We start from the raw sequence: 23,850 nt of genomic DNA, 5'->3' as shown, positions 1-23,850 counted from the left end.
CTTTCGCAGGCGACCGCATGTCGTGCCAAGCGGCGTCATAGCCGCTTGCTCGCTGACTTCGCCCGACGGCAAATCCTGCGCCACTGTAACTCGGCCGGCACCACTCGATGGTGGCGCAAAACCTGGTCACATAGAACCCCCTGCTGTTCCGCCATAAGGCCAAGTGGGCCGAGCAGGAGGCTTTTCGGTCGCGTTGCGATAATCCGTCGCCCGCCCCCCCAAGCTCCCTATCGGGAAAATCATGGCGCTTCAGAAGACAATTCGGAGGGGCCATTCTCCCCATCCGCAGGGTCGCTCCTGTTGGGAAGCCGCTGATGCGTCCCCTTGGAATCACGCACTGGCCTCCCCTCGTCACTTAGTCCCCCGTATATTCTCTTGGTATCTTTAGGGAGGATTTGGGCTGATGTGCGCCCCGAAAGCAAAAAGTAAAGCGAGCGCTAGACGCGGAACCGTCATGGTCATGGTGGTCGGTGTTCTGGCTATGCTCTTTATCATCGGATCGACGCTTCTGATCGTCGGCCGGTTTGAACGTCAGACGGTGCAGATCAGTATGACCGCCCGAAGCATGGAGGCCGTCAGCAACGGTATCCTGGAGCCGGTGATCATCGCGTTGCGGCAGGACCTGCTTGGCTCGAACAACAAGGCATATCTGCGAGACAATTGGAACAACACCTTGCTCGGCGAGGATTACGGTGACTACCCCGGCTTCATAGCCGCCAATTCTCCGCGAAACGGCGATTTGTTGCTCAGCAGTCTGGAACCGTACTTCGATCCCGGCGGCCCCGGCACGGCGGATGATCGCTGGAGGTTCTTTGCCGTCTCCTGGCCCAGCGATTTCCCGGGCGAGCCGAACGCCAGCCGCAAGAACTTCAATATCTTCATCACCGATAACCCGCTCGAAGACGCCGACGGCGACGGCATACGTGATGCCGCCATAAACGACATTCTGGGTTTGAGCGACACCTTCGGCGGCACTTACCACATGAGTCTGCGGGTCATCCCGCACAACGCCATGGTGTGGCTGAACCGCATGACCCACCCGACGCTGCTGGCACAGGTCGTTCATCCGACAGATCTCGCGGCCGTGGGTGGTATGGATGCACTCCGGACGGCCATCGTGGGGCTGGGTCTCGGCCCGACGGACGAGAACCGGCTGCGCCGGCGGTTCATGCTCCCGCCGCTGCTGCCCGAGCCGGACTCGGGCAATTACAAGAACGTGGCCTCAGTTCTGGTACAGAACCTTGCGATCACCACCGGATATGCGGATCCGGCCAAGCCTACCGGTTGGCTCAATCAACCTGTGAATCGGTGGACCATGTTCCGGCCCAGCGATAAGGAACAGCAGGACTGGGAGCGTCGCATCGAGCCGACGTACAACGGACTTACCGATCCGGCCTACAATGCGGCCCGTGACACTTACGACCGCCGGCACCTGATCACCACCGAAAGCTCCGACGACGCCCTACGGCCGCAGCGGGAAGAGAAGAGACTGAAGGCTTTCACCTTTACGTTGGGCGTTGCCCCCGATACCGTTACCTTCAATCTCGAAAACATCATCAGTCCGGTCGACGCGAGCCTTGTTACCCCTGCCAGCGCTGATCCCAATCGTCCCCCCTTGGCCTATGGCGTCATGGACTACGGGCCTGCCGGCGGCTCTGTCGATCATGTGTTCAACAAAGACGGTCTGCGGACGCAGTTCAGCCTGCGGGATGTGCTGGAACCCAACGGCCAAGCTTCTTACCGTCGCGCGACGCAACTGACGGCCTACTTCCTGGCCATGATTCAGCACACGACCGTGCCGGGCAGCAACGTGCCGAACCCGTCGGATCTTCGAAACCCGACGCCCGCAGAACTGGCCGAGCAACTGCGCACGGCCATGCAACTGGCGGTCAACACGATCGATTTTGCCGATGCAGACCAGATTCCCACATACCTTGAGTTCGACAACGGCGCGGGGCTTGCGGCGAAGGTCGTCGGCGTCGAGAAGCAGCCGTTTATCACCGAGGCGTATGCAAAGTTCATCTACAAAGCTGATGGCGAGGGAGCGGCCTGGGACACTGGTACCGACCTGTCGATCTACGCAGTCGAGCTGTACAATCCTTATGATACACCCATCCAACTCGGTACAGTCCCCGACCCAAGCTTCAGGATTCGGGTTACGGACGCCTCCGGCACAGGGACGGTCGCAGTCGACGTCATCGACCCGACAATTGCCCCTGCCTTGCCGCAGAGTATTCCGCCGCATCAGTATTATCTGGTGGTTAACACCAAGGCCGATGAAAGCAAAAGCGGCGATGACTTTCTGACCCCGGTGTCGCCCGGGAAAATCGTCGAGAACAGTGCACTGAAGCTGGATGACCTGCACAGATTTGTTCGCTTGTACAGGAGCGGCACGTGGAAGGTAGATCGTGACCATCCGAACGGCGTGCTCTCGACCGATCCGATCGAGATTGACCGGCTGGCCCCAATTGATGATCCGGCTTGGGCCACCGCGCAGGATTCCAGCAAGTGGTTGCCTGCTAATCCCCAAAACCTGCGGAACCCAAGGAACAAAAGCGACATCTTTGTCTGGGACTGCAGCCTGCAGCGTCATAAGGAACCGAATCCGGAGCGGCCGGTACACTGGCATTTCACGCTGTCGCGGCAAATGGTTTTCCCACTCAAGTACCAGGAGGACAAGGATGAACCAACTGCGGCATCCGACCCGTACGTGTACTTGCTGGACCCAAGTGACAAAACACGCGTGTGGTGTGACTCGACGAGGCCGCCGCAACACAACCTGCTCGGAACCGCGCCGTCAACAACAGACTTTGCCAACGTGGTGACGGTGGGTGCGACGACGAGATTTCTCACCAATCAGGGTTATCTCGCCGCCGAGTTCGCAGGGCAGCGTCTGGTGAGCGCCGTTACGGCAAGTGTGCAACCCGAAATCACAGTTAAGCCGTTTCCAATTGCCCCGTTCCCGGTGCTGGTGGCCGATCGCGGCGTGCATCCGAACACCGGGGGCACGATGGCGTTCCCGACGACCGGAACGCTGCTGCTGGTGACGCGGTATGCTCATCTGCCCATGCAGGGAATCATGACGGAGGACAAGCCGCTGAGCGTTGCCGCGATGGATTTCGTCGTCAGGGATTTCGATGCCTTGGGGAATTTGATCCCCCTGCGGTCAGCAGCAGAACAGATTCTGCAACTTGACAACGGTCATCTGCCGGTCTTTGACACGGCTCAGGCGTGCCTCGACGACAAGAACTCGCGGTTTGGCGGCCTGCCCTGGGGGCAGTTGGCGTTCGAGTACTTCACGGCACTGCCGATGGAAGAACTGGCTCGCGACCTGGGTCCTCTCACGCCAGGTGCGCAGCGGCTGATGGATTCGACGGATTACCTGAACCACTATGGTGCCGTCGGCGGGGCAGATAACTGGGGTGACTGGACCAAGTCACGGTTCTTGAACTACCCGGTGATGATGCCGGTGGCGCAGACTCTTGGGCCGCGAGTGCAGGGGCGAATCGGCATCGGTAGCGCACCGTGGTGGGTGCTCGACGGCCTGCCGGTGCTGCCGGATTTCTCCCCCACGGATTCTGTAAATGTGAATCCGGCCTGGACATACAACCTTGCATGCCTGCCGGTGCCGGAGATCGAGGCCGAGCGGCTTGACCCGTACATCCACACCGCGGATCCGAAATTTATGGCGGGGGCTTGGTTCGTGCATCGCCTGATCGACGAGAAGTACTCCGGAACACTGCCGCAACCCCTGTCCAGCACTCCTAATTATTATGTCGATCCCCCCGCCGAAATGCCCAGCATTTCGCCGCGGCTGGCTCAGTATATGGTGTCTTATCGGGAGCAGCGGCCAGTTGGGGCGGTTCAGGCGGTATATGCCGACCGGATCGGCTTTGCGACCACGGGCGAAATCTGCAATGTGCTGACGAAGGTACAATTAGGTGACCTGAAGAACCCGAAGACGGGCGCAGATATCAAGGGGCCCAGCCTTCCTTTGGATGAATGGCGGCGTTGGGCGGACGACAACAACGAGCGGCCGTTCAGTTACCTCGGCTACCTGCAACTGGTCGCGCCGATTGTCCGGATGCAGGACTGGATGACGGTGAAGAACCACGTGTTCACGATCTACGCGACGATCCAGAGCACCGGTCAGCCGCCGGTGACGGTGCGGACGCAGGTGACCGTGGACCGCACGCGGTGCCTGTACAACCCGAGCGAGCTGCCCGAGCGGATCACCGAGACGCCGCCGATCAGCTACTACAACATGATGGATGATTAGAAGCGGTCAGCTTTCGACGATCGGCAGTGGCCGGCCCTGGGTCGGCCACTTCTTTTTCGGGACGAAACGAATCCCGCGGGCCGCGGCTGAGGCCTGGGGCCGCATGTTTGGCGCCCGCCATCATCGCGGCCGCAACGCGCAAGAGGCTATGCAGGATTAAACACTCTAAAAGAGCCTTATACCATTCTAAACCTGTACGCCTGCCGGCGCGGACTCCGCCATTATCAGTAGCTCATCTCCACCGTCAGCGTGTTGCCGGCCACGGCGGTGACGGGGGCGCTCAGGATAATGACGGCATCTTGGTCATCGAGCCTCGTTTCGATGAAGAGGTCGCGGTCATCGAGTCGGGCTTTGGCGGTCACCTTTTCCGCTCCGGGCGGCAGGCCGAATCGCAATTCTCTCAGGTCGCAGCGCCCCCAATCAAAAGCGAGCACGTCGGTCTGCCGGTTGCCGCCGCGTTTCTGCTCGAATCGGCCCCAACCCTCGGCGGTGCTGAAAAATGAGCGATGGTCCTCGGGGCCGATGCGGGGATTGAACGCCAGCCGCCGGGCCGGCCCGTCATAGGCATACCCCTGAGCGGCCAGCAGCAGCGACCAACTGCTGAGTGCCCGCACGTAGTAATCGCCGCATTCAATCTCGTTCCACGGGCTGCGTTTCGTGCCGTCGTAGCGTTCCCGGGCACCACGGACGATGATCAAGCCTTCCTCGACCTGGCCCTCGTAGATCTTGTGGGCCGCCACCTGATACTCGACGCCGGTCCAGCACTCGTCGCGGTAGAGGATGGGGTCCGGCGGCCGTCCTCCCTTCGGCCACGACCCGCACAGCAAGCCCTTATCGTCGCCGTCGGCGAACTCAAGGAAACGCTGCGTCCCCTCGAAACCGTCAATCTTCCAGAGCCAGTTGTGCTTGAAGACGGCCTTGAGGGCGCTGCGAACCTGCTCGTCAGGCAGGATGTCGCCGAGGTTGAGCACGCGGGCCCACCACTGCCCGACCACCTGATCCGCCCAACACCCCTTGCCGTACCCGAGGTTGATGTTGTCGGCGATCTGAATGTAGTACTCGCCGTCAAAAAGACCGGCGGCCGCGTCCCGACCCTTCTCGAACAACAGCCGGTACTTGTCCGCCGCCGGCTTGTCGCCGCGGAGCCGGGCCATCTCTTCGGCCGCCCGCAGGGCCGCCAGATAGAGCGACGTGACGAACGTGTTGTGTCCGTAGATGTCGCGGTCATACGTGTTGAACTGCGGCTGCTCCATGAGGCCGTCGCCGTCCTTGTCCCACGTCTTGATGGCGTAGTCCATCGCCTTCTTGATCTGCTCCCAGTACTCGTCCAGAAACCGACGGTCGGGCGACTGGAGGTGCTCGCGATAGGCCTTCAGCACCGCCCCGCACTGTCCGTCGGCCACGGGCGGGGCCGTCTTGTGCGGATTGTCGCGGGGAACAGCCACGCGGTGATTCGTGCCGCCGGCCTCGTTCTGGTGAAACTTGAGCTCGGTCCTGCGCATGTCGCGGTCCAGCGCGGGCCACACCTTGGCGAGGGACTGCTCATAGTTCCAGACGTGGTTGCAGTTCATCGGGCAGCACCCGCCGCCACCGGGGCTGCAACCCTCGTATCCGTAGAAAGTCCCGTCCTTGGTCCAGAAACACGTGGGCGAGCGGATGATCGAGACGTTCGCCGCCACCGCGTCGATGAAATACTGCGGCAGCGTGGTATCAAACATGGCATCGCGATAGGCAAGGGTGTGTTTTCGCAGGCCGGCGAGGTTGGCGACCACATATCGGGCCACGTCCAGGGCATCGCGATACCAGTTGTCATACATATTGCCGACGGCCACGCCGTGACGACCGCTCTGCTGATAGCTGTTCTGCGGATAGTACTGGTTGGGAAAGTGCCATGTGAAAATGAAATCCGCCTCGGCGCTGAGGCCCGGCGCAACACCTCTCTCGATGCACAGGGCGCCGTTGAGCGTCTGACCGGCACCGGTAGGGCCGACCGTTGCGGGCGGAATCTTGAAATCCGCCAGCCGACCGGAATCCGACAAGAGGCGGTAGAGCACATCGCGGTCGCTCCAGTCGTGCAATATGGTCGCGTCTTTCTCCGGCGTCGCCAGACACATGGTACCGAACGACGGCGCGTCGGGCTGCCTGCCCACCTGCGGCCGGTAGGTCACATCCGTCAGCGAGGCGATCATCGACAACAGCTTGTCGCGCACGGCCAACTTTTCGACAGGCGATCCTGTGGCGTCGACGTCCATGGGCATCAGCATGACCTTTCCGCGACCGACACCGGCGGGCCGGCTCGTTGCCCTGGGCCGGGCATCGTTCAGCAACGCGTTCCACGCTTCGGCCTCATCGGCCGTGACGGCGCCCGTCGGCAGATTGCTGAAGCGAATATCATCAACCAGGATGTGCCCCCACCCGTCGCCCCGCTCATCCACCAGCTCGATACGAGCCTGGCGGTCGGCGAACTCGGACACGTCCCATTCCTCCCGCTCCAGGTGCTCGCTGTTGCTGCCAGTGGAGCTGCGCACCACCTTGCCGTCGATAACCAGGTTGACACAACACTGGTTGGGGTGCCGCCCACCTCCGATGAGAAACGAAATGTACTTCTCCTGGATAACAAACACCGGCGAAGTGAGCCGGCCCTTGGGCTCGTCGTTGGGGTCGTAGGAATTGACCAGGCCGCTGCCCAGAAAGCCGGTGACCGGCGACTGACCGGGCATCGTGCCGCCCCGCGGTCGCTGGAAGGCTTTGCCGTGGGCCGTCCAGTGACCGAAGCTCGGATCGTCGAAGGATGCAAAGATAGTCTCGCGTCTGCGGACGCCGGCCGTGAGGTTCGGCTGCAACGGGTTCGTCAGGGGATTCTTGCTGCCGGACAGCAGCAGAAATGCGCCGTACTCGCGAACATCCTCAACCACCTGCTTCAGCAGCGAGCCGCCGACCCGCTTGAGATCTCCAACGGCCAGCCAGTACACGGTCTGAATGTTGGGGTTTCTGCCCTGACGCCCCACGCCCGCGAGGGTCAGGCCGCGCACGGGCGAGGTGTCCACCGCCGGCAGGCTCTGATGATCGACAATCAGTTCAACCGGCGGACTGAATTCCGCTGGTCTGCCCGGCTCGGCCTTCATCAACACGCATTCCATCCGCTCATCGCGGATCGGCACGTTCAGATTGCCGCCGTAGCCGGCGTGCGAGACGCCCGCGGAGGCCCCCACGCCTGCGTGCCCAACCGCGTTCTGGAGCGAGCCCAGGAAAGACACCTGAACGGGTTTGTCGCTCTTGTTGACGGCGCGAAGCGTGAAGATCGCACACGGTATCGCCGAATCCTTCTCGTTGAGCGGAATGAGCGGATTGAAGGCCTCCAGTTCGATCTGGACGGGTAATTCCGGTTCGGTGAAGGAGACGCGGCCGAAAGGATACCGGCCGACAAACTGAATGTCCTTAATGCCCTGGAACGGCCCCAACGGCTCCTGCCGCAGCACGCGAACGACCGCAGGCTTGCCCTCCTGCTGGACCCTCACGGCGAAGAACGAGTCGTCCACCAAGCTGTTCTTCTGAATGTTGTTAAAGATCTGCCAGTTGACCAGTCGGCCGGAACCGTGCAGCCAAATGGTTCCGGTGCCGATACCCCCGAGGGGAAAGATGATCTTTTCGAGATGCTTGCCCGTGTAGGTGATGGTCTTTCCGGGCTGCAGAAGCTGATCGAACCACTCCTTGCCCGGCGGCACCTTGCATTGAGGCGGTATGCGTCCGGGCTCGGCTTGGGCCGACGTGCCGAGGGCCAACAAAACGGCCGTACCCGCCCCGATCTTGAGGACATCGCGTCTGGAGACACTCGACCGGCAACCCCAGTCACGACCGCACTGGCTCATGGACATTCCTCCCCAACAGGAAACCGCACATAGACTCGACCGGTCAAGGCGGCATGGTAGAAGAGGGTGCGAGAGCCTGCCAGCCCATGTGTTGGTGAAGAGATGGCTGAGGCTGGAACGTGGGCATTGATCGACTTTAAGTCATTCTGATAGAATGACTTACATTCCCAGTAGCCCGCGCCTGGCAAGATTGCCTCCTTTATCCATTCTACCCACTTTTGGCTTCGTTCAGCGCAATGGCCAGTTGATCGGCCGCAGTGCCAAGAACAGGAGAGGTAAGGAAGAAGGCTTTTGCTTGTGTTGGGTTCGTTTGGACGACCAGAGCTTTCGGCTCTTGGCTGGGGGCCTGACAACCTGTGATAGGCGGTCTTCAATTGCCAAAGATCCGGGGACAGCGGGGACAGGAAAAGATGACAGCGGAAGGATGAATCAAAACCGGGCTTGTCAGGGCTGTACGGTGATGAGTAAACGATCAAATCCTTCCGCCATGTGTCCTGCCATCCTGTCGCCTGGTCCATGCGCATCGCGGGCAGAGTATCTCCGCTGATCCCGTTGAGGGCATAACAACCGGTCCGTTCCGGGCGGAGCGAGAGGACCGGAACAGGGAACTTTGCGAAATGGCCGCTGCCCAGCTCCGTGGTGCTGAGCCGGAACTTGCCCGCGGTCGGAGCCGTGGCGGCGGCGACTACAGCAGCGGGGCGTCCCCGGGCCTTTTTCTTCAAACGGGTGTCTCGGGATGTTCCGACGATTGGCGTTTCCTGCCCAAAGCAGCGCTGCCATGCCGCAGCACGCGTGCCGCCACGGAGTCTCATCAGTTCTTGCGGCCGGTTCGGTCCCCCACCTTTGTCACGGCGAGCATTCAGTGTCCTGACAGTAAGCAGGCGAAGCCGACTTCGACGTGCCCGGAGGAGTCATGATACGTGGGCGGTGAATTGCAGATTCCAGATTTCAGATTGGAGATTTGAGATTCCGGACTTGAGATTTGAGGGGTTGGTACAGCCCGCGAGTCATTTTTCGCGGCGATGGCGGGTAACGAGGATGTGAGCCAGGCGGGTGGGTTCGGGGAGGCGATAGCAGGTCACGCAGGACATGACGACCGAAACGGCATCCTGTAGCGTAACGCGGTGCCCCACGCTCACGTAAACCGGGTTGATGCCGTCGCGGGTGCGAAGCACGACGCCAACCGTCTCATCGTGGTCGAGCAACGGGACGGTACTGCCCGCCTTGGCCGCCGGGACCCCGTGCTCGCCACAAAGCCGGCTCTTGGCGCAGCCGACCGACGGGCAGTCTGTCAGCAAGCCGACATGCGAAGCCAGCCCCATCCGCCGCGGGTGAGCCAGGCCCTGAGCATCGAACATGAAAACGTCCGGCCGGAGGGTCAGCTTGCGGACGGCGGCAAGAACGGCCGGCGCTTCGCGGAAACTCAACAGGCCCGGCACGTAGGGAAAGGTTGCCGGTCGCCATGCCAGGCGCTCTTCCACGACCTCCCCCGCCTCGACGTCCCAGACCACGACGCCGGCCAAACACCGCCGCCCATCGGCACTGAAAGCCACATCCGCCCCGGCCACCAGACGAGGCATCTTCCGCAGCGGCTCAATGCGGATCCGGCCCGCCAGCCGCTGTTGAAGAGAGATCGCTCGCCGAGGGGTCATCGACCAGCGATGAATTGGCGGCGGAAGCTTCATGGTCTATGACTTTGATCTGACTGAGTCTTCTACTGCTCGTCCCGATCACTCTCTGACACCCAGCGAAGCCAGTTTCGCAGGAACGTAGCCTGTTCCACCCTTTCCCAACGACTGTCTGCCCCTGACAGCCGGGCCTGCACATCAAGAAGTAACCGCGGGGTCGCCCATCGCTCCCAGAAAGCCTTAGCCAGTCTGATGTGCTCGGTCGCAGGCGGCGTATCGGCCGGCACCGGCCAATCGAGAACGACTCCCACCGCCTCGGCCATCGGCCGGGCCACGCGGCCGAATTCCGCCACCGCAACTCTTCGAGCCCCGACATCGGGGTCCGAGGCCGCTTCCAACAAGACACTTCCGCCTTCGATCATGCCACGTTGCAGCAGTGCGACGGCCGACTCGACCCGCCTGCCAGGATCCGCCGCCATAAGGCCGGATTTGAGTCGATCGAGTTCAGCGGGATCCTCAGCCGGCACCGCGCCTTCGCGACTGGAAACGCTCCGGTTCGCGTACTCGTACGTCGTCGCGACGATCACAATCTGCGCCGCGGCAATGACCAGGCACAAAACCGTCAGAAGCACGCTTACCGTGCGCCTGGATCGAACCGACAGTGATGGTTGCTCGCTCACCGCACACCCTCGAAGAACGCGACGGCCGTTGACCCAAAGCGTATCCCGAAGCCCCGAAAGCCGAGTGGCCGGAAGCGGGCCCGCTTCGGGGTACGCTCCAAGTCAAAGGCGACCCTTGGCCGGACCGATAAGACCCGAAGCGGCCTGTCAACAGACCACGAGATCACCCCCGCCGCCGCGGCGGCCAAAGGCCTATCAAGAAACCGCGAAAGCCGACCGGCCGGAAGCCTGTCCCACACAGATTCTCGGATAGGTTCAGAGCCCACGTTTTCTCTTGACGCGCGAGCATTATATACCGGACCGCCAGCCCCACAACGCCCCTGCATTTACGCGAGACTTCATGTGATTGTTGGTCAGGGTCCCGCCGCTTCTCTCTGCCGCGGCAGCCCCGCTGCCAGGTCGCACAGGGAAAACACTTTCAAAGAACGGCGAATGCTTAAGCCTCGCCGCCTGCAAGTCGATTACCTGTCACGAGGGGAAAGCGGCTCCTTATTGCTTATCACGCCTTGGTGCCGCAGCGCCGGCTCAAGGAGGGGAACATGCCGCCAAGCCGGCTGATCCAGAGCTTGATCCTACTGGCGATCACCACCGCACCCGCCAAGGGCCAACTCGCCAACCTCGGGCTGTTCGGCGGCGAGGTCAAGGATATCGCCGCATGCAGCAAAGACGGCGCAACGGAGCTGTTCATTGCGGTTGCCGGGCGTCATGTCGTTTACCGGTGCGGAGCCGCCTGCTGGGAACCTGTGATGAAAGGCCCTTGCACCGATATTCAGATTGAAGCCGATCGCACCCCAGGCAGCGCCGGCCTTCTCTGGGCGGTCAGAGATGGCAGTTTGTTGACCCACGAACCCGATGCACCATGGGACCAGGACGGCTGGGTGCAGAACAAGAGCGTGATTCGGGCAACCACGCTCTTTGGAGACCCCAGCGGCATGTATATCGGCGGGGACGGTACTGTGTACCGCACTACCGACGGCGGTCGGATGCTCGCCCCGCTGGCCGCGTTCTCGAATGAGCAGGTCCGGTCCATTGCCGTATATGACAAGACTCTGTTCTACGTCGTGAGCGGCAAATCGCTGTATCGGTGCCTCGACGACGGCAATGGCTTTGTGGCCGGCAACATCCAGGTGGTTCATGACGGAACGCTTGCTGACGAAATCCTTGCCGTTGCCATCGACCCAAGAGACCCACGGAATGCCACCACCGCAAGCCGATTCTTCGTCGTTTGCGGCGGCAAGACATCCAGCCTTTACCGTACGGAAGACGCGGGGGCCACCTGGAGAAGAATGCCCGTCAAAGCACCCTCCTCCCAGGTCCTGGGACTTGCCTTTGTGACCTTCCACGACCGGCCGCGAATCATCGCCGGCTCACAATACTCGGACGACTTCGGCCAAACCTGGGGCAACCTGCCCGAGACAACAATTGCGACGTCGCTCGGGTACGTCAATGCGTACCCCACCGGCAGCGTGGCAACCCCGGACCCCGCGAACCCGAATCTCGTTTACTTCTCGACCACCTTGGCAGTTGGGCAGTGGGACATGACCACGGCGCGGGCGGGCGAGATCCACAACGCCGCCGGCATCGACGGCGTGTCGGTCGTTGACGTCGCACAAATAGCGGATGATCCCCTGACCTACGGCGTCGTCTGGGCAGCTACCAGTCAAGGTCTGGCCAAAACCATGGCTTACCCGGATGTGTTCGACGGCGAATGGCTCTTCCCCGTTCGACCGCAGGGGCAGACCGCTGCCCTGACAAAGGTGACGATGCATCCCGGGGATCTGGAAGTGGTGTTCGCGGGCGACAACGCCGGCACGATTTACAGGACCACGAGTGGCGGCAGGCATCCGGAACACTGGGCTGCGGTCTTCAGCACACGAAACGTTCCCTTCAGCAATCGCTACTCTTCGCCTGAAGGCGTTGCCGTTACGGCAATCACGATCGTCGGCAAGGATTCGACCCTCGTGTACGCCGCCACAGCCGTCGGCGGCGGCAAATACGAGGGAACGGTGTATCGCAGCCTCAACAACGGCAGCTCATGGGACGATGATTTCGCGGCCGTTGCCGGCCAAGAGCTCAACATGCCCGTCAACGACTTGGCGCTCCTGGACGGCATGGTCTGGGCGGCGGTGGGCCACCCCCAGGATCCGCGAGGGGATGCCAAAGGACTGTACACGCGGCTTTCGATCACCGGCGTCGCCGAATGGCGGAAGCTGCTTACGGGGACGAGTCTGGACTCGCAGGCGGTCCTTGCGATCGACGGCGTACAGGTCGGCGACGTCCGAGTGCTCTACGCCGCCACAGAGCATGGTATGTTCTGCGGCCGGCTCGACAAAACGGCGTCGTCCGCTTGGTCTTGGAAAGGTATCAGCCCGAACGGTGCGCGTCGCTATGCCGCTCTTGCAGCCGACCCGGGCAATCCCAGCCGCATTCTGGTGGGCCATGATGATTTGCTCTGGGCCTCTTTCGATGGTGGTGCGACCTGGGGGCTGGCTCCCTCGCATCCTCTAACACCGCATGATCGAGTGCTGACGTTGTCGTACGAGGATCTGCTTATCGGAACGAATTACGGGCTATTCGCAGCATCTGATGAGGCGTTTGACCCGGCGGGCCGGATTCGCACCTCGGCTGCTCCGCGCCGACCTGCCACACAACCTTCAGGGATAACCGCAAACCTGCCGCCGGTGAGCCCTCAGCCGCAGCCGGACATTCTGCCCTTCAGGCTGCCCGGCGTCTTCGGACTTGGAGTGGCCGACACGATCGGAATCTGGCTGCCCCTGTTGGCCTGGCTGGCCATCGCCCGGCACAACCGACGCCGATGATCCTCCCGCCTGCCGCGCAGAATAGAACCAGCCCGCCACGTCCGTCAGGGTCTTCCTCACGGACGCAACGGGCTGGTTGATGGTGCCGACGAACCGCGGCGTCTGGTTGCTGCGCCCCATGTCCGTCAGCGACGCCGTCCGTTTCCGTCGCCCTTCGCGTCAGGCGGCAAGACTGTCCTCAAGGGTCATTCGGATTTTCTTGAGCGCCTTGTTCTGGATCTGACGCACGCGCTCCTTGGTGACGCCGATCAATTGTCCGACCTGCTCGAGCGTCTTTGGACGAACGCTCCCATCCTGGCCGCTCGTCAGGGCGAAACGTTCCCGAATGACCGTCTGCTCCATCTCGTTCAGCGCGGCCCGATTCTCGCTCAAGATGTCGCGAATCTCCTGGACGCACAGCGATGCCGTATCGTCCCGTTTCCGGTCATGATAGTCGCTTTTCTCGAGGAACGGATCGAATTCGGTCGGGAATTGCCCGCGATACCGGGCGGCCTTCATGGCCACCCTGGAGAAACTCTTCAGAATCGCCCGACATGCGTAAGTGCTGAACTTGAACCCGCGGGAGCAATCGAACTTGTCGATGCTGCGCAGCAAGGCAAAATTGCCTTCGCTGACCAGTTCGTTGTAGTCCAGGGACGCCAAACGGGTCCGTTTGGCCATCGCCAGAACCAGCGGCATGTTCACTCCGGCAATGATCTCCCGAGCGTCCATGGCCCGATGCGCCCAGGCCAGGAGTTCGCACAGTTCGGTCCAAGACAACGGCCGGTTCACCGCAGCAGCCATCAAACGGGCCACCCTGGCCCGCGAATAGTTGAATCGCTGGAAGAGCAGAATCTCCTGAGCGGAGCTGAGGGTCAGACCATCCGCAGCTCGCTTCATCAGATCCTGGGGGCTCGCGTCCTTGAACCGCGTCTGCCCGGGCAGCAGGGTCTGTTTCTTCCCAAACAACGTTCTCTCCACGTTGGACTTCGCGAAAAGGGGATGATCCATGTAGCCGACAAAGTCGGCGGCGTTCTCGTGCAGCATCCTGAGGACCGCCTGATCCGTCGCGCTCAGGCGAGCCATGTCGGCCTCGGATGGCAGCACGAATCTCACGGCAGCCGGCCCCGCTTCAACTGCCCGGGTTGTGACTGTCTTTGTCCCTGCCATGACCCGACTCCCTCTGATCGTGGAAACTGACCACCAGCCGCGCGCCTTCAAGGGCATCCAACCCTTGATACGTCCGATTACCTCGCCCGGATCGCGCAAGCCGTCACAAACGATCCACGGTCCAATCGTTTTCCGGTATTCACTTTCAGGCTGCTCGCAAAGGTCCGAAAGACCACGCCTTCCGCCCTTCGCGCTACCTGGGGAGAGCCAGTGCGGGGGAGTCAACTGTCATAATAACTATACAACAAAAAAACCGCGGGGGAAAGAAGTCAAGCCGATTTTCGCACGTTTTTCGGGTGTTTTTGGGATCGCCCTCGAGCCGCCAGTCTTGTCGCCCAAAGACCGCTATTATCGCCAACAGGAAGAGTCACACCCTATAAGCCAGCGTGTCAGCAGGTCCGAGATAGAGCTTGACCGGGGCGGGTTCCAGCGGTCAGCGGACTTACTGGCGCCCCAAGTGCGCAGCGGAGGCTTCGGGGTCTTACCTGGTGCCTCTTTGAGATGCAGTGCTCAACGTGCACAATTCAAGCCCCCATTGAGCCGGATGAGATAACGACGATTCCCATTGTGCACGGCGTCAGAGTCGACCGGGTCGGCCCGTTTTCTCGTCGCGCACCGCCAGAGGCAAGAGAGCCGGAGCATGATTGAATCAGGCTGGATCACCGCCTGCGACAAAGCTGAACCTGATGTTGAGGAGACTGCCCGCTCACGCAAGCGTGTCTTAGAGCCGGCGCTGTGAGGAGCAACCAGACCCGGCCGGATTGTGTTGCCTTCATTCTCGCCGCTGAGCAGGGACAATCGCCTCCACTCAACCGCCGAGACGTTCTCTCGCCTCGATCGAAAAGAGGAAGACCAGTCGCCGCATGAAGGCGGCCATGCCACGATCCCGGACGGCATCGACCAGTACCGCCGCTACGACTAAGCCGGCACCAACCTCGGCGTCGGACCAGTTGCAGAAGTCAATTTCGGGCAATTCAGCCTCGACATACTGTCCGCTCCGCTCTCGGACTCGGCGTCGCATTTCGCGCACGATCACGCCATCGAGCCATCGGCAAAACTTCTTCGCCCGCCGGTTGTCCCGCTTGAGGAGTCGGTGAAGACTCCGCAACGCGCGGGGGCTGAGATTCGGGGGATAGACACCAACCAGAACGCAGTCCATACCGTTGCCTCCGCATCGCCTGCCGCCTTGCCTGTGATGCCGGCTGCTACCGCTGCCTGTCTCAGGGCAGGATCTTCGTCCAAGCCAAGATCAATGGCGCACCCTGCTTTATCGGACGCCTACAACGGGGCAGAACAGTCCCGTGGGACCGAACGGACAAAAGGGCAGCGGCGGACGAAATAGCCTGGAACCACCCATACTTCCAACCCGATCACCTGCCGTGGAGTCACCGCCCGATGAAGCCTGGAAGCCGTCGCGGATACCAGTACTGGCGGAGGTTCGGCTCGGTCAAATCCGCCCAATGTAAGGCCATTCATAGGCAGAACTTACGAAGATAGGATTGATCGAGAGGCGGTCAGTCAGGAGCACGGTTGGCTGGGGTGCTGCACGGCAGACAGGGGGTTTGGACTTCAACATGGGAAGCGCCGCCCATCCTCTGACTGACGGCCAAGCGTCTCTTAGGCAGTGAGACCGGTGGCGCCAGCCATCTGATCGTATCCCAACACCCCAACCCCACCCAAGTAGGCAGGAATTACCCCGATAAATGACTTGCCTCGCCCAGGAACTTGGGTTACATTTCCTATACCACCAAATCTCGGGAGCAACCGTCTCCCACACGAGCCCGGATGTCACCCCGGGCTCTTGTTTTGGGTTGCGGTGTTCTGATCTCCTTTTTGCAGGCCCGTTCGCCTCCCCTTCGAGAGAAATACGGGCTTTGCATAAACCTTTTGAGCGGCGCAGGATATCGAGCCACAATCCGATTTCTTGCTTGACCGCAACGGGGCTGCGGGTACACAATATGGCGAGCGAGGAAACACAGGCCGAGAGTCGGCCCCGCAAGGTTCCCCGAGATCGACGTGCAACGCAGCCCGTGACGGGCGTGTGGGTGCGTTCGTTCTGCGGCAGGGGAAAATGCGCATTGGTAGGCGACGGCTGCCTGCCAAGCGGTTTCGAGCGGGCTTGGGGGGTCGCCTGTCACGACCGTCGGCTCTGGGCGGCCAATCCTCGGGCGCCGATCGGGTCTGCGCTATCCTGTCTCGTGGAATTGGTGAGCGTTGCAGCGGATTTGGACCAGTCTGGCAGGCCATGGAATCTTGCGGTTGATCGCCACGATCACCGCGTGCGGGATGTGCGTTCCAGCATGGGCTGCTCCCGTATTTGGCAAACGAACAAAGCTTCGTCAGCCGGATGGAACGTTGGTGGAAGTCCGAATCTGGGGTGACGAATATCACCAGATTGTGGAGTCCCTCGACGGCTTCGCACTTGTGCGCGACCCGACAAGCGGTGCGATTTGCTATGCCAAACCTGCCGACGGCAAAGAAGACCTTGCATCGAGTGGCGTTGTCGTCGGCCACCCCATTCCCCAATCCCTCGCTCTGAAGCGTCATTTGCGACCCTCAGCCGCAGCGATCCGCAACCGGGTCTCAGCGGCGCGAGCTGCGTTTTCCGCCCCGGCAAGCGCCGGCACGCCGCAGGTCGCCGGCACGGGTGAACCCGTTCCTGCCACCACGCCCAGCGGCAGGGTTGAGGGGATTTGTCTTCTGGTCGATTTCAGTGACGACCCCGGCACGATCCCTCCCCAAACCGTTTGGAACTTCTGCAATCAGATCGGGTACAACGGCTTCGGCAACAACGGCTCGGTTCGCGACTACTTTTACCACGTATCCAAGGGGCATCTGACGTACACAAACTTTGTTCCCGGACAGTACTACCGGGCCTCTCAGCCGAAGAGCTACTATGATAATCCGAATTACCGTTGCCCGACGCGAGCGCAGGAGTTGGTGATCGAGGCGCTTAACGCGCTCGACGCGGCGGGTCTGGACTTTAGCATGTACGACGCCGACCGCGACGGCCAGATTGACGCCATCAATTGCCTCTACGCGGGCACGACTTCGGCGGGATGGGCCTACGGCCTGTGGCCTCACTGCGCGCCCATTTCATTCTCGGCCGACGGGGTCACCGCATCCCGGTATCAGATCACGGACATGGACGGCGCCCTCTACCTGGATACCTTCTGCCACGAGAACGGCCACCTCGTGTGCAACTGGCCGGACCTGTACGACTACGCCGGCAGTTCCTCCGGGATCGGCAAGTTCTGCCTGATGTGCGATATGGCAAGCCGCACCAATCCCGTGCAACCCTGCGCCTACCTCAAGTACATCGCCGGATGGACTCAGACGACGTTGCTGGTCAGCCACCAGGTAGGCTTGTCAATCAGCTCCGATCAGAACCAGGTGTACAAATACTCCCACCCCACGAAGCCAAACGAGTACTATTTGATCGAAAACCGTCAGCAAACGGGCCGCGACACAGCTCTGCCGGACGCCGGTCTGGCCATCTGGCACATCGACACCTACGGCACCAACACCACCGGTGACCCGGGCAACAACGAGGTGACGCTCGTGCAAGCCGACGGGCGATGGGACCTCGAATACGGCGCAAACCAGGGAGACGGAACCGACCTCTGGAAAAGCCCGACCTATACCGCGTGCGGCTCCCATACCACGCCCAGCACCAAGTGGTGGGACGGTAACGCCTCCGGTCTCGGCCTGTCTCAGATCAGCAATTCGGGCTCGGTCATGACCTTTACGTTTGCCGCAGCGGCAATCGTGTTGGACACGCAGGAAATCGTGCACGTTATATACCCCGGACGTGCGGTCCCCGACGACACCTTCACAGTAACCAACGCCAGCATGATCGCGCCGATGGACTACACCATCGGCTGCACCGCGGGCTGGGTCACGATAAGCCCCTCCGCCGGCTCCTCCATGGGTGAAGCCGACACCATCACGCTGACATACAGAAACGACCTGATCCAGGGCTGGCAAAGCGGGTCTTACGGAGCCATCGTGTTCGTCGGCGCCGAGAATGCTTGGAACAGCCCCCAGGCCATTTCGGTCCAAGTCATCATCGGCGGCGTCGCAGCGGACCTCGACACCGACACCGACGTCGACCAGGCTGATTTCGGCCTTCTTCAGGCTTGCATGAGCGGCTTCGGCATCAAGCAGACCAACCCTGACTGCGCCAAGGCCGATCTCGACAAAGACGGCGACGTAGACCACGACGACGTGGCCGTGTTCATGGGATGCTTGAGCGGGGCTGACGTGCCGGCTGATCTGAATTGCGAGTAGGATGCTCTGTGACGCCGTCGCCGAGATTCTGACCCACCGCCTCAGGAACACGAAATCATTCGATCAAGAGTCTGTCGGAGGCCCCGGCGGCAGCGTAGATCGCTTTCACCTTTTCCGAGACGGACGGGGCAACGGCCCGCAGCCGCAACGGCTTGGGAGCCACCATACCCAGGACATCAGCGATGTCACAAACCCGCAGCACGTTGAGCAATTGTGGAGCACCCTCATCCATGTGGCTTGCCGGCACGCCTGACACGGCCGCGCCGCCGATTTCGGGCTCCAACAACGCAGCATAGGCCGCGAGGATTCCGCCCGCCCCGACGCCGCCGACCCGTACCGGAACCTTCCGATCCATTGCCAGGAAACGGGCCGTCGCAACAACGTCCCATACCCGACCGGCGTCAACGGTACGCCCCAGCAGAACATGGGCGCGCTCGACGTAGTTGGGCGGGTTCTTTCGCGTCCACCGTGTCCCGCCCACGCCTCGCGGTTCACATCGGAAAACAACCTCGCCGTCCTGCTTAAGCGTCTCAATCACGGCGGGGACCACGACCTCCTCCTCCCGGCCGGCAACAACGAGAAGCACCTGCCTGACCATCTCGGGGACAACGCCCACCGGCATCGCACAGCATTCGATGCCCTGCTCGGTGGCCAGCCGCAAACGCCCCTGCCCGTCTCGATGCACCACCCTGGCCGGCGGAATGCGCTCGGGAAAGCCGCTGAAGGATACTCGGCGCAACTCTCGGACCAATTGTTCCCGCCAAGCGTTCAGGCGATGCGCCGACGGCACTTCGGGAACGGCCATTGGTACGAAGACCCGATCCACAACGGTGTTGATCTGGTCCGCCGGAATATCAGAATCGTCAGGAAAAACACGGAGGTTCGACGCCGGGATCGGATAATGGCTCGGATCCTCCTCGCGACTTACCAGATCCACCTCGCTGTCCTCGACGAGGCCAGGGTCGCCTTTCAGCCAGGTGTTGATGAATCGATAGCATGCTTGGCGGATGTCCTTGCGGTATTCGTGGCCGCCGATGCTCACCACCGCGTCCACGCGATCGGAAGTTCCAAACAGGCTGTACAGACGTTCCAGCCGATTGATGATGCGCTCGTTGGCGCTCATCGGAAAGATCGGATCCTGGTCGCTGTTTACGAAGAGCAGAGGACGGGGGGCGATCAATCCCGCGATGTACGTCCACGGCCACTGGAAGGCATTGTGCAAGAACATGCAATCGCAGTGCCCGTTGATGAGCCGCTGCCCCACATAGCAGGGCAAATCGGCCATGCCGCTGACGGGCACGGCAACCGCCACGCGTTCGTCCGCGGCGGCGATCCAGAAGGTAGACGCTCCTCCCCCGCTGATTCCGGTCACGGCGATCCGAGCCGGGTCAACGTCGTCCCGACTCACCAGATAATCGATCGCCCGCATGCCATTCCAGCATTCCACGCCCGCCGGCGTATAGCCCCGCGAGTGCCACCACCACCGCCCCTCGCGATACGTCCCATGGTGGATGCCGGCAATCTCTCCGAGCTGAACCGTGTCAACGATCAGACAAACATAGCCGTGTCTGGCGTACCAGATTCCGTGGGATTGATAGGCGGTCTTATTTCCGTCCCGCCCCCTCGATGAATGGCCACAAACGTACAAAACTGCGGGGAGCCGGCGACCGTGCTCCACGATTGCGGGACGATACAGATTCGCCGTGACATACAAGCCCGGCCGGCTCTGGAAGTGCATAAGATCTACCGCAAATCCCTGGCCATCGATGGTCTTGCGGATGACCGGGTTAAGAGGCGTACGTTCCGGCAGCGGCCACAGGCCCAACATATACAGGTATTCCTGTCGCAACCGCGGCCGCATGGCCTTCCAGTTCTCGAGCGAATCGGTCCCTTCAAGAAACCGTCCGGAGATCCTGGCCGCCGCATGTTCCAGATAAGTCTGTATCATGGCGTCACCCGGCAAACCCCTGTTGACGGCGTAGCGGTCTTCCTGGGCAACAGCGACCTGCGACGCCCATATCATCATGGACAAAACCTGCAACAATGATCTTTTCATATGGCCCTCTGAGCAAAAGACTTCGGGAGACGGAATCGGCTGCCGAAGCCGGATTGTCCGATAATCGCGAATTGTCGACAAAAGCATCTCGCGTCGCAAGTCTCCCGACATGAACGGCTGCCTCTTGAACACGCACCGCCGAACCCATGGGAATTCAAAATTTCATTCTTTTGGAACTGAATTTCGGAAGAAGCTATTCAGAGGTCGCGGTATTCAACCGAAGAGATATCTGTGGGAACCGCGAGCCTTGTCCTCAGGCGGTATCAGGACGGCTCGCTGCGATGAGCATATCATGACAACAGCTTTGATCGACGATCAGCCATGTTTCGTTTGAGAGCCGCCTGAAGAACTGCACGGTTGGCCGCGGCGATTAGGAAGGCTCGCGGCAACCGGCGGGGGAGAAAACCCGTGGACACCCTCGAACAGGAAATCATGAACACCGAGCGAATCATCGCCGGCTTGCCGGAGGTGCAGGCCTGGGCTCTCGATCGATCGTTGAGGACGCTGACCCCGGCACAGAAAGCCTACGTGACGGAGTCACTGCGGAGCCTTGAAGCCGACGACACGGTGTCGCCCCGATACTTGCAGCTTCTCGAACACTTCTTCGACAAGTGGTCCAGTCACAACCTCGCGACCAAGCTCGTTCTAATCAACCGGCTCACCCGTTTGTCCGCCCGGGATGTCACGGGCGGGTCCTTGCCGGCCGGACTCGATCACCATGTCTTCACCTTGCCGGAAATCCTGCAAGAGGTCACTTGAGCGCCGTCACTGCGAGCCGGCCCAAGGGGGGATATCGGTCATTGGAATAACACCCTCAGGCTGTGCCCAGAGCGGCAATCATGCCGCCTCCCACTGCTCGCGTAGCAGCGCAACGCAGGCCGGGAGGACCTTCTCCTTGTCACCCTTGGTACCGCATTCGAGGCTGACGAAATCCTGGTATCCGATCATTTTCAGTCCTCTGAAGCCGTCCACGTAGTTGTCCGCGGCGCCATCCTCGCCAGGCGTCTTCCGTTCTCGTCTGCTGGCGATGTGTACGTGGTGAAGGTACTTGCCAGCACTCAGGAAGGCCCCGCAATCGCTGGTCTCTTCCCATGTCATGTGCCAGAAATCGCCCATCATCGCAATGCCGGGGTTCTCGACGTCCTTGCAGATCGAGGCCGCGTCGGCCAGTGTTCGGAGGAAGTAGCACTCGTGGCGGTTGAGCGGCTCGAGCAGGATCCGCGTCCCGGCCTTGGAGGCGTGATCACCCAGTTCCTGGAGCAAGCCGGCCTTACGTTCCGCGGCCGGCGCGTCCCAACGCTTGAAACCGGTGAGCAGTTCTCGGGCCTGCTGATGCGGAAGCGACTTCTGATTGTTGAACGCCGGTACGATGATCAAGCCGGTGGATTCGACCTCGCCTGCCATGGTGAGCAGTTCCTTCATCGTGGTCATGGCCTTGTCGCGAATCGCGGGGTCGTCGGCGATCAGCCAGCCATCGAAGCCCGCGCAGATGGCGCTCATTCTGACCGCCCGGCCCTTGAGTGCCTCCTTGAGCTGTTTGACGTTACTCCGGAGATATCCTCCGCCGACCTCCAGGCCCTCGAAGCCCCATTTTTCCATTTTGTCCAGCTTTTCGGTCAAAGAATTACCGGGAATGATGCCTTCGCCGCTCGACAGCCGCAGCACGGCCTTCGTGTTCATCTTGTCCTCCGTTGCCGCGGCCTTGGTGGCCGTGATGCCTACATCGCCCCCCACCGCCATCGCGGCAGCAGCCAAGGCGCCGCCCTGCAAGAAACCACGACGATCAAGACTCTCGTTCATTTGACTGTCCTCCGGGTACTCTCCGACCGTTTCGTTTCCGATTCGCGTCGTATGTTACCCCCGACTCCGCTGACGGTCAAAGATGACGACTTGCGACGATTCGCGTGCGGACCGGATGCCACCGGCCCGATCATGCCGCCTACGGTTGCGGTGTTCGGCGCCGCCGTTAGTATGAAGGCATGCGATGCTTCCTGGCGATCGAGTTGCCGCGTGAAACACGAGAGCGTCTGGCCGCCCTGCAAAAGCGCCTCTGTGCGCTGGATCGCGAGGTGCGGTGGACGAAGGTCGATCAGATTCACCTGACCGTCAAGTTCCTCGGTGAGGTTCCCGATGCAGCCGTGGGACAGGTTTGCCAATCAGCGGATGCCATTGCCCGAGACCATCCGGCTTTTGACATCCAGGTGTCCGGCACCGGCTGCTTCCCGCCGCGAGGCCCGGCGCGGATCGTCTGGGCCGGCTTGGCAAGTCTGCCGCAGCCGCTGATCGACTGTCACAAGGCCTGTGAACGGGCATTCGCCGAGATGGGCTTCCCGCCCGAGAACCAGCCGTTTCATCCGCATCTGACCATCGGGCGAGTCCGAGACCAGAGGGGCTCGCACAAGATCCGGCCAGCCCTCGAATCGGAACTGCATTTCGACGGCGGCCGCTTTACCGTGAAGGAACTGACCGTGTTTCAATCGGTCCTCGATCGCGGCGGCCCCACATACACCGTCCTTTCTCGCGCTGCCTTCCAGGAATGACTCACGGTAAGCAAGATCGCCGCCCCACCGCACCCATGGGGCAAACGGCTACTCCGGACGGGTCGTCTGGATCGCGGGCCGGGTCGAACTGACTTCGTCCGACGCAGACGGCGACAGCTCGGACGCAGGTATCTCAACGCGCGCCCCGGGCGCCTCCGCCAGATTGCCCCAGCACGGCGGAACAAAAAGAAACGTTTTGTCCCTGCCCACATAGATCACCACTGCGGCGCCCGGCTGACCGCCGGTTGCCTGCGGCGGCGTCCAGCGAACGACCTGACCTCCCGTGAGAGCCACATCGGGTTCCGCGCCGGCAACGAGCGTTCGCGAATCGGTATGAGTCAAATCGACTCGCCCGGCATAGATCCACTCCGATCTCTCGTGGATCGTGCGGCGCTCAGCCATATCCCAGGCCTTCACGGTCACGCCGTCAGCAGCGAGCGGCCTGATGCGGGCCCCTGAGTAATCCACTTTCACCGCCTCGATGGTCAGCTCGGCAATCTCCCGCATGCCGCCCATGCCGCCGGGGATCGGGCCGCGAAC

The 23,850-nt window shown here is 61.5% G+C and carries 13 protein-coding genes; 5 read left to right on the top strand and 8 right to left on the bottom strand.

What is annotated here, in order from left to right:
• Positions 1-454: 454 nt before the first annotated feature.
• Complete coding sequence (locus PLL20_13840) at positions 455-4,279, top strand: hypothetical protein (protein HPD31073.1); 3,825 nt, start codon at positions 455-457, stop codon at positions 4,277-4,279.
• 224 nt (positions 4,280-4,503) lie between these two features.
• Here the strand turns inward: PLL20_13840 and PLL20_13835 are convergent, their stop codons facing one another.
• From PLL20_13835 to PLL20_13825, 3 genes are all read right to left on the bottom strand, one after another.
• Positions 4,504-8,148: a GH116 family glycosyl hydrolase gene (locus PLL20_13835; protein HPD31072.1), complete on the bottom strand. Its 3,645-nt coding sequence runs from the start codon at positions 8,146-8,148 to the stop codon at positions 4,504-4,506.
• 1,007 nt (positions 8,149-9,155) lie between these two features.
• Positions 9,156-9,833, bottom strand: coding sequence for a deoxyribonuclease V (nfi, locus tag PLL20_13830; GenBank protein ID HPD31071.1), 678 nt, complete (start codon positions 9,831-9,833; stop codon positions 9,156-9,158).
• 29 nt (positions 9,834-9,862) lie between these two features.
• A complete protein-coding gene (locus tag PLL20_13825; GenBank protein HPD31070.1) occupies positions 9,863-10,456 on the bottom strand; it encodes a hypothetical protein in 594 nt (197 codons plus the stop codon).
• A 539-nt stretch (positions 10,457-10,995) separates the two neighbouring features.
• On the opposite strand from PLL20_13825, the gene PLL20_13820 reads away from it, so the two are divergent.
• Positions 10,996-13,275, top strand: coding sequence for a hypothetical protein (locus PLL20_13820; protein HPD31069.1), 2,280 nt, complete (start codon positions 10,996-10,998; stop codon positions 13,273-13,275).
• 159 nt (positions 13,276-13,434) lie between these two features.
• Here PLL20_13820 and PLL20_13815 read toward each other — a convergent pair whose 3' ends face one another.
• On the bottom strand, positions 13,435-14,424 hold the full coding sequence (locus PLL20_13815) for a sigma-70 family RNA polymerase sigma factor (GenBank protein HPD31068.1): 990 nt from the start codon (positions 14,422-14,424) through the stop codon (positions 13,435-13,437).
• Between the two features lie 808 nt (positions 14,425-15,232).
• Complete coding sequence (locus tag PLL20_13810) at positions 15,233-15,583, bottom strand: hypothetical protein (protein HPD31067.1); 351 nt, start codon at positions 15,581-15,583, stop codon at positions 15,233-15,235.
• 1,199 nt (positions 15,584-16,782) lie between these two features.
• Between PLL20_13810 and PLL20_13805 the strand changes: the two genes are divergently transcribed.
• Positions 16,783-18,714: a M6 family metalloprotease domain-containing protein gene (locus tag PLL20_13805; GenBank protein ID HPD31066.1), complete on the top strand. Its 1,932-nt coding sequence runs from the start codon at positions 16,783-16,785 to the stop codon at positions 18,712-18,714.
• 55 nt (positions 18,715-18,769) lie between these two features.
• Here the strand turns inward: PLL20_13805 and PLL20_13800 are convergent, their stop codons facing one another.
• On the bottom strand, positions 18,770-20,770 hold the full coding sequence (locus tag PLL20_13800; GenBank protein ID HPD31065.1) for a prolyl oligopeptidase family serine peptidase: 2,001 nt from the start codon (positions 20,768-20,770) through the stop codon (positions 18,770-18,772).
• A 408-nt stretch (positions 20,771-21,178) separates the two neighbouring features.
• On the opposite strand from PLL20_13800, the gene PLL20_13795 reads away from it, so the two are divergent.
• On the top strand, positions 21,179-21,529 hold the full coding sequence (locus PLL20_13795) for a hypothetical protein (protein HPD31064.1): 351 nt from the start codon (positions 21,179-21,181) through the stop codon (positions 21,527-21,529).
• 78 nt (positions 21,530-21,607) lie between these two features.
• On the opposite strand, the gene PLL20_13790 is transcribed toward PLL20_13795, so the two are convergent.
• Entirely contained in the window at positions 21,608-22,570 is a 963-nt protein-coding gene (locus PLL20_13790) for a sugar phosphate isomerase/epimerase family protein (GenBank protein HPD31063.1), read from the bottom strand.
• A gap of 179 nt (positions 22,571-22,749) precedes the next feature.
• Here PLL20_13790 and thpR point away from each other — a divergent pair, with 179 nt between their 5' ends.
• Positions 22,750-23,310, top strand: a complete 561-nt coding sequence (thpR, locus tag PLL20_13785) for an RNA 2',3'-cyclic phosphodiesterase (GenBank protein HPD31062.1) — start codon at positions 22,750-22,752, stop codon at positions 23,308-23,310.
• Positions 23,311-23,358: 48 nt separating this feature from the next.
• Here thpR and PLL20_13780 read toward each other — a convergent pair.
• Positions 23,359-23,850: hypothetical protein (locus tag PLL20_13780; protein ID HPD31061.1), on the bottom strand; the 492-nt coding region annotated here is incomplete at its 5' end.

The sequence above is a fragment of the Phycisphaerae bacterium genome, assembly GCA_035384605.1.
Lineage (GTDB): Bacteria > Planctomycetota > Phycisphaerae > UBA1845 > PWPN01 > JAUCQB01.
The sequence above is the reverse complement of the archived record's forward strand: the minus strand, read 5'-3'. Positions and strand labels throughout refer to the sequence as shown.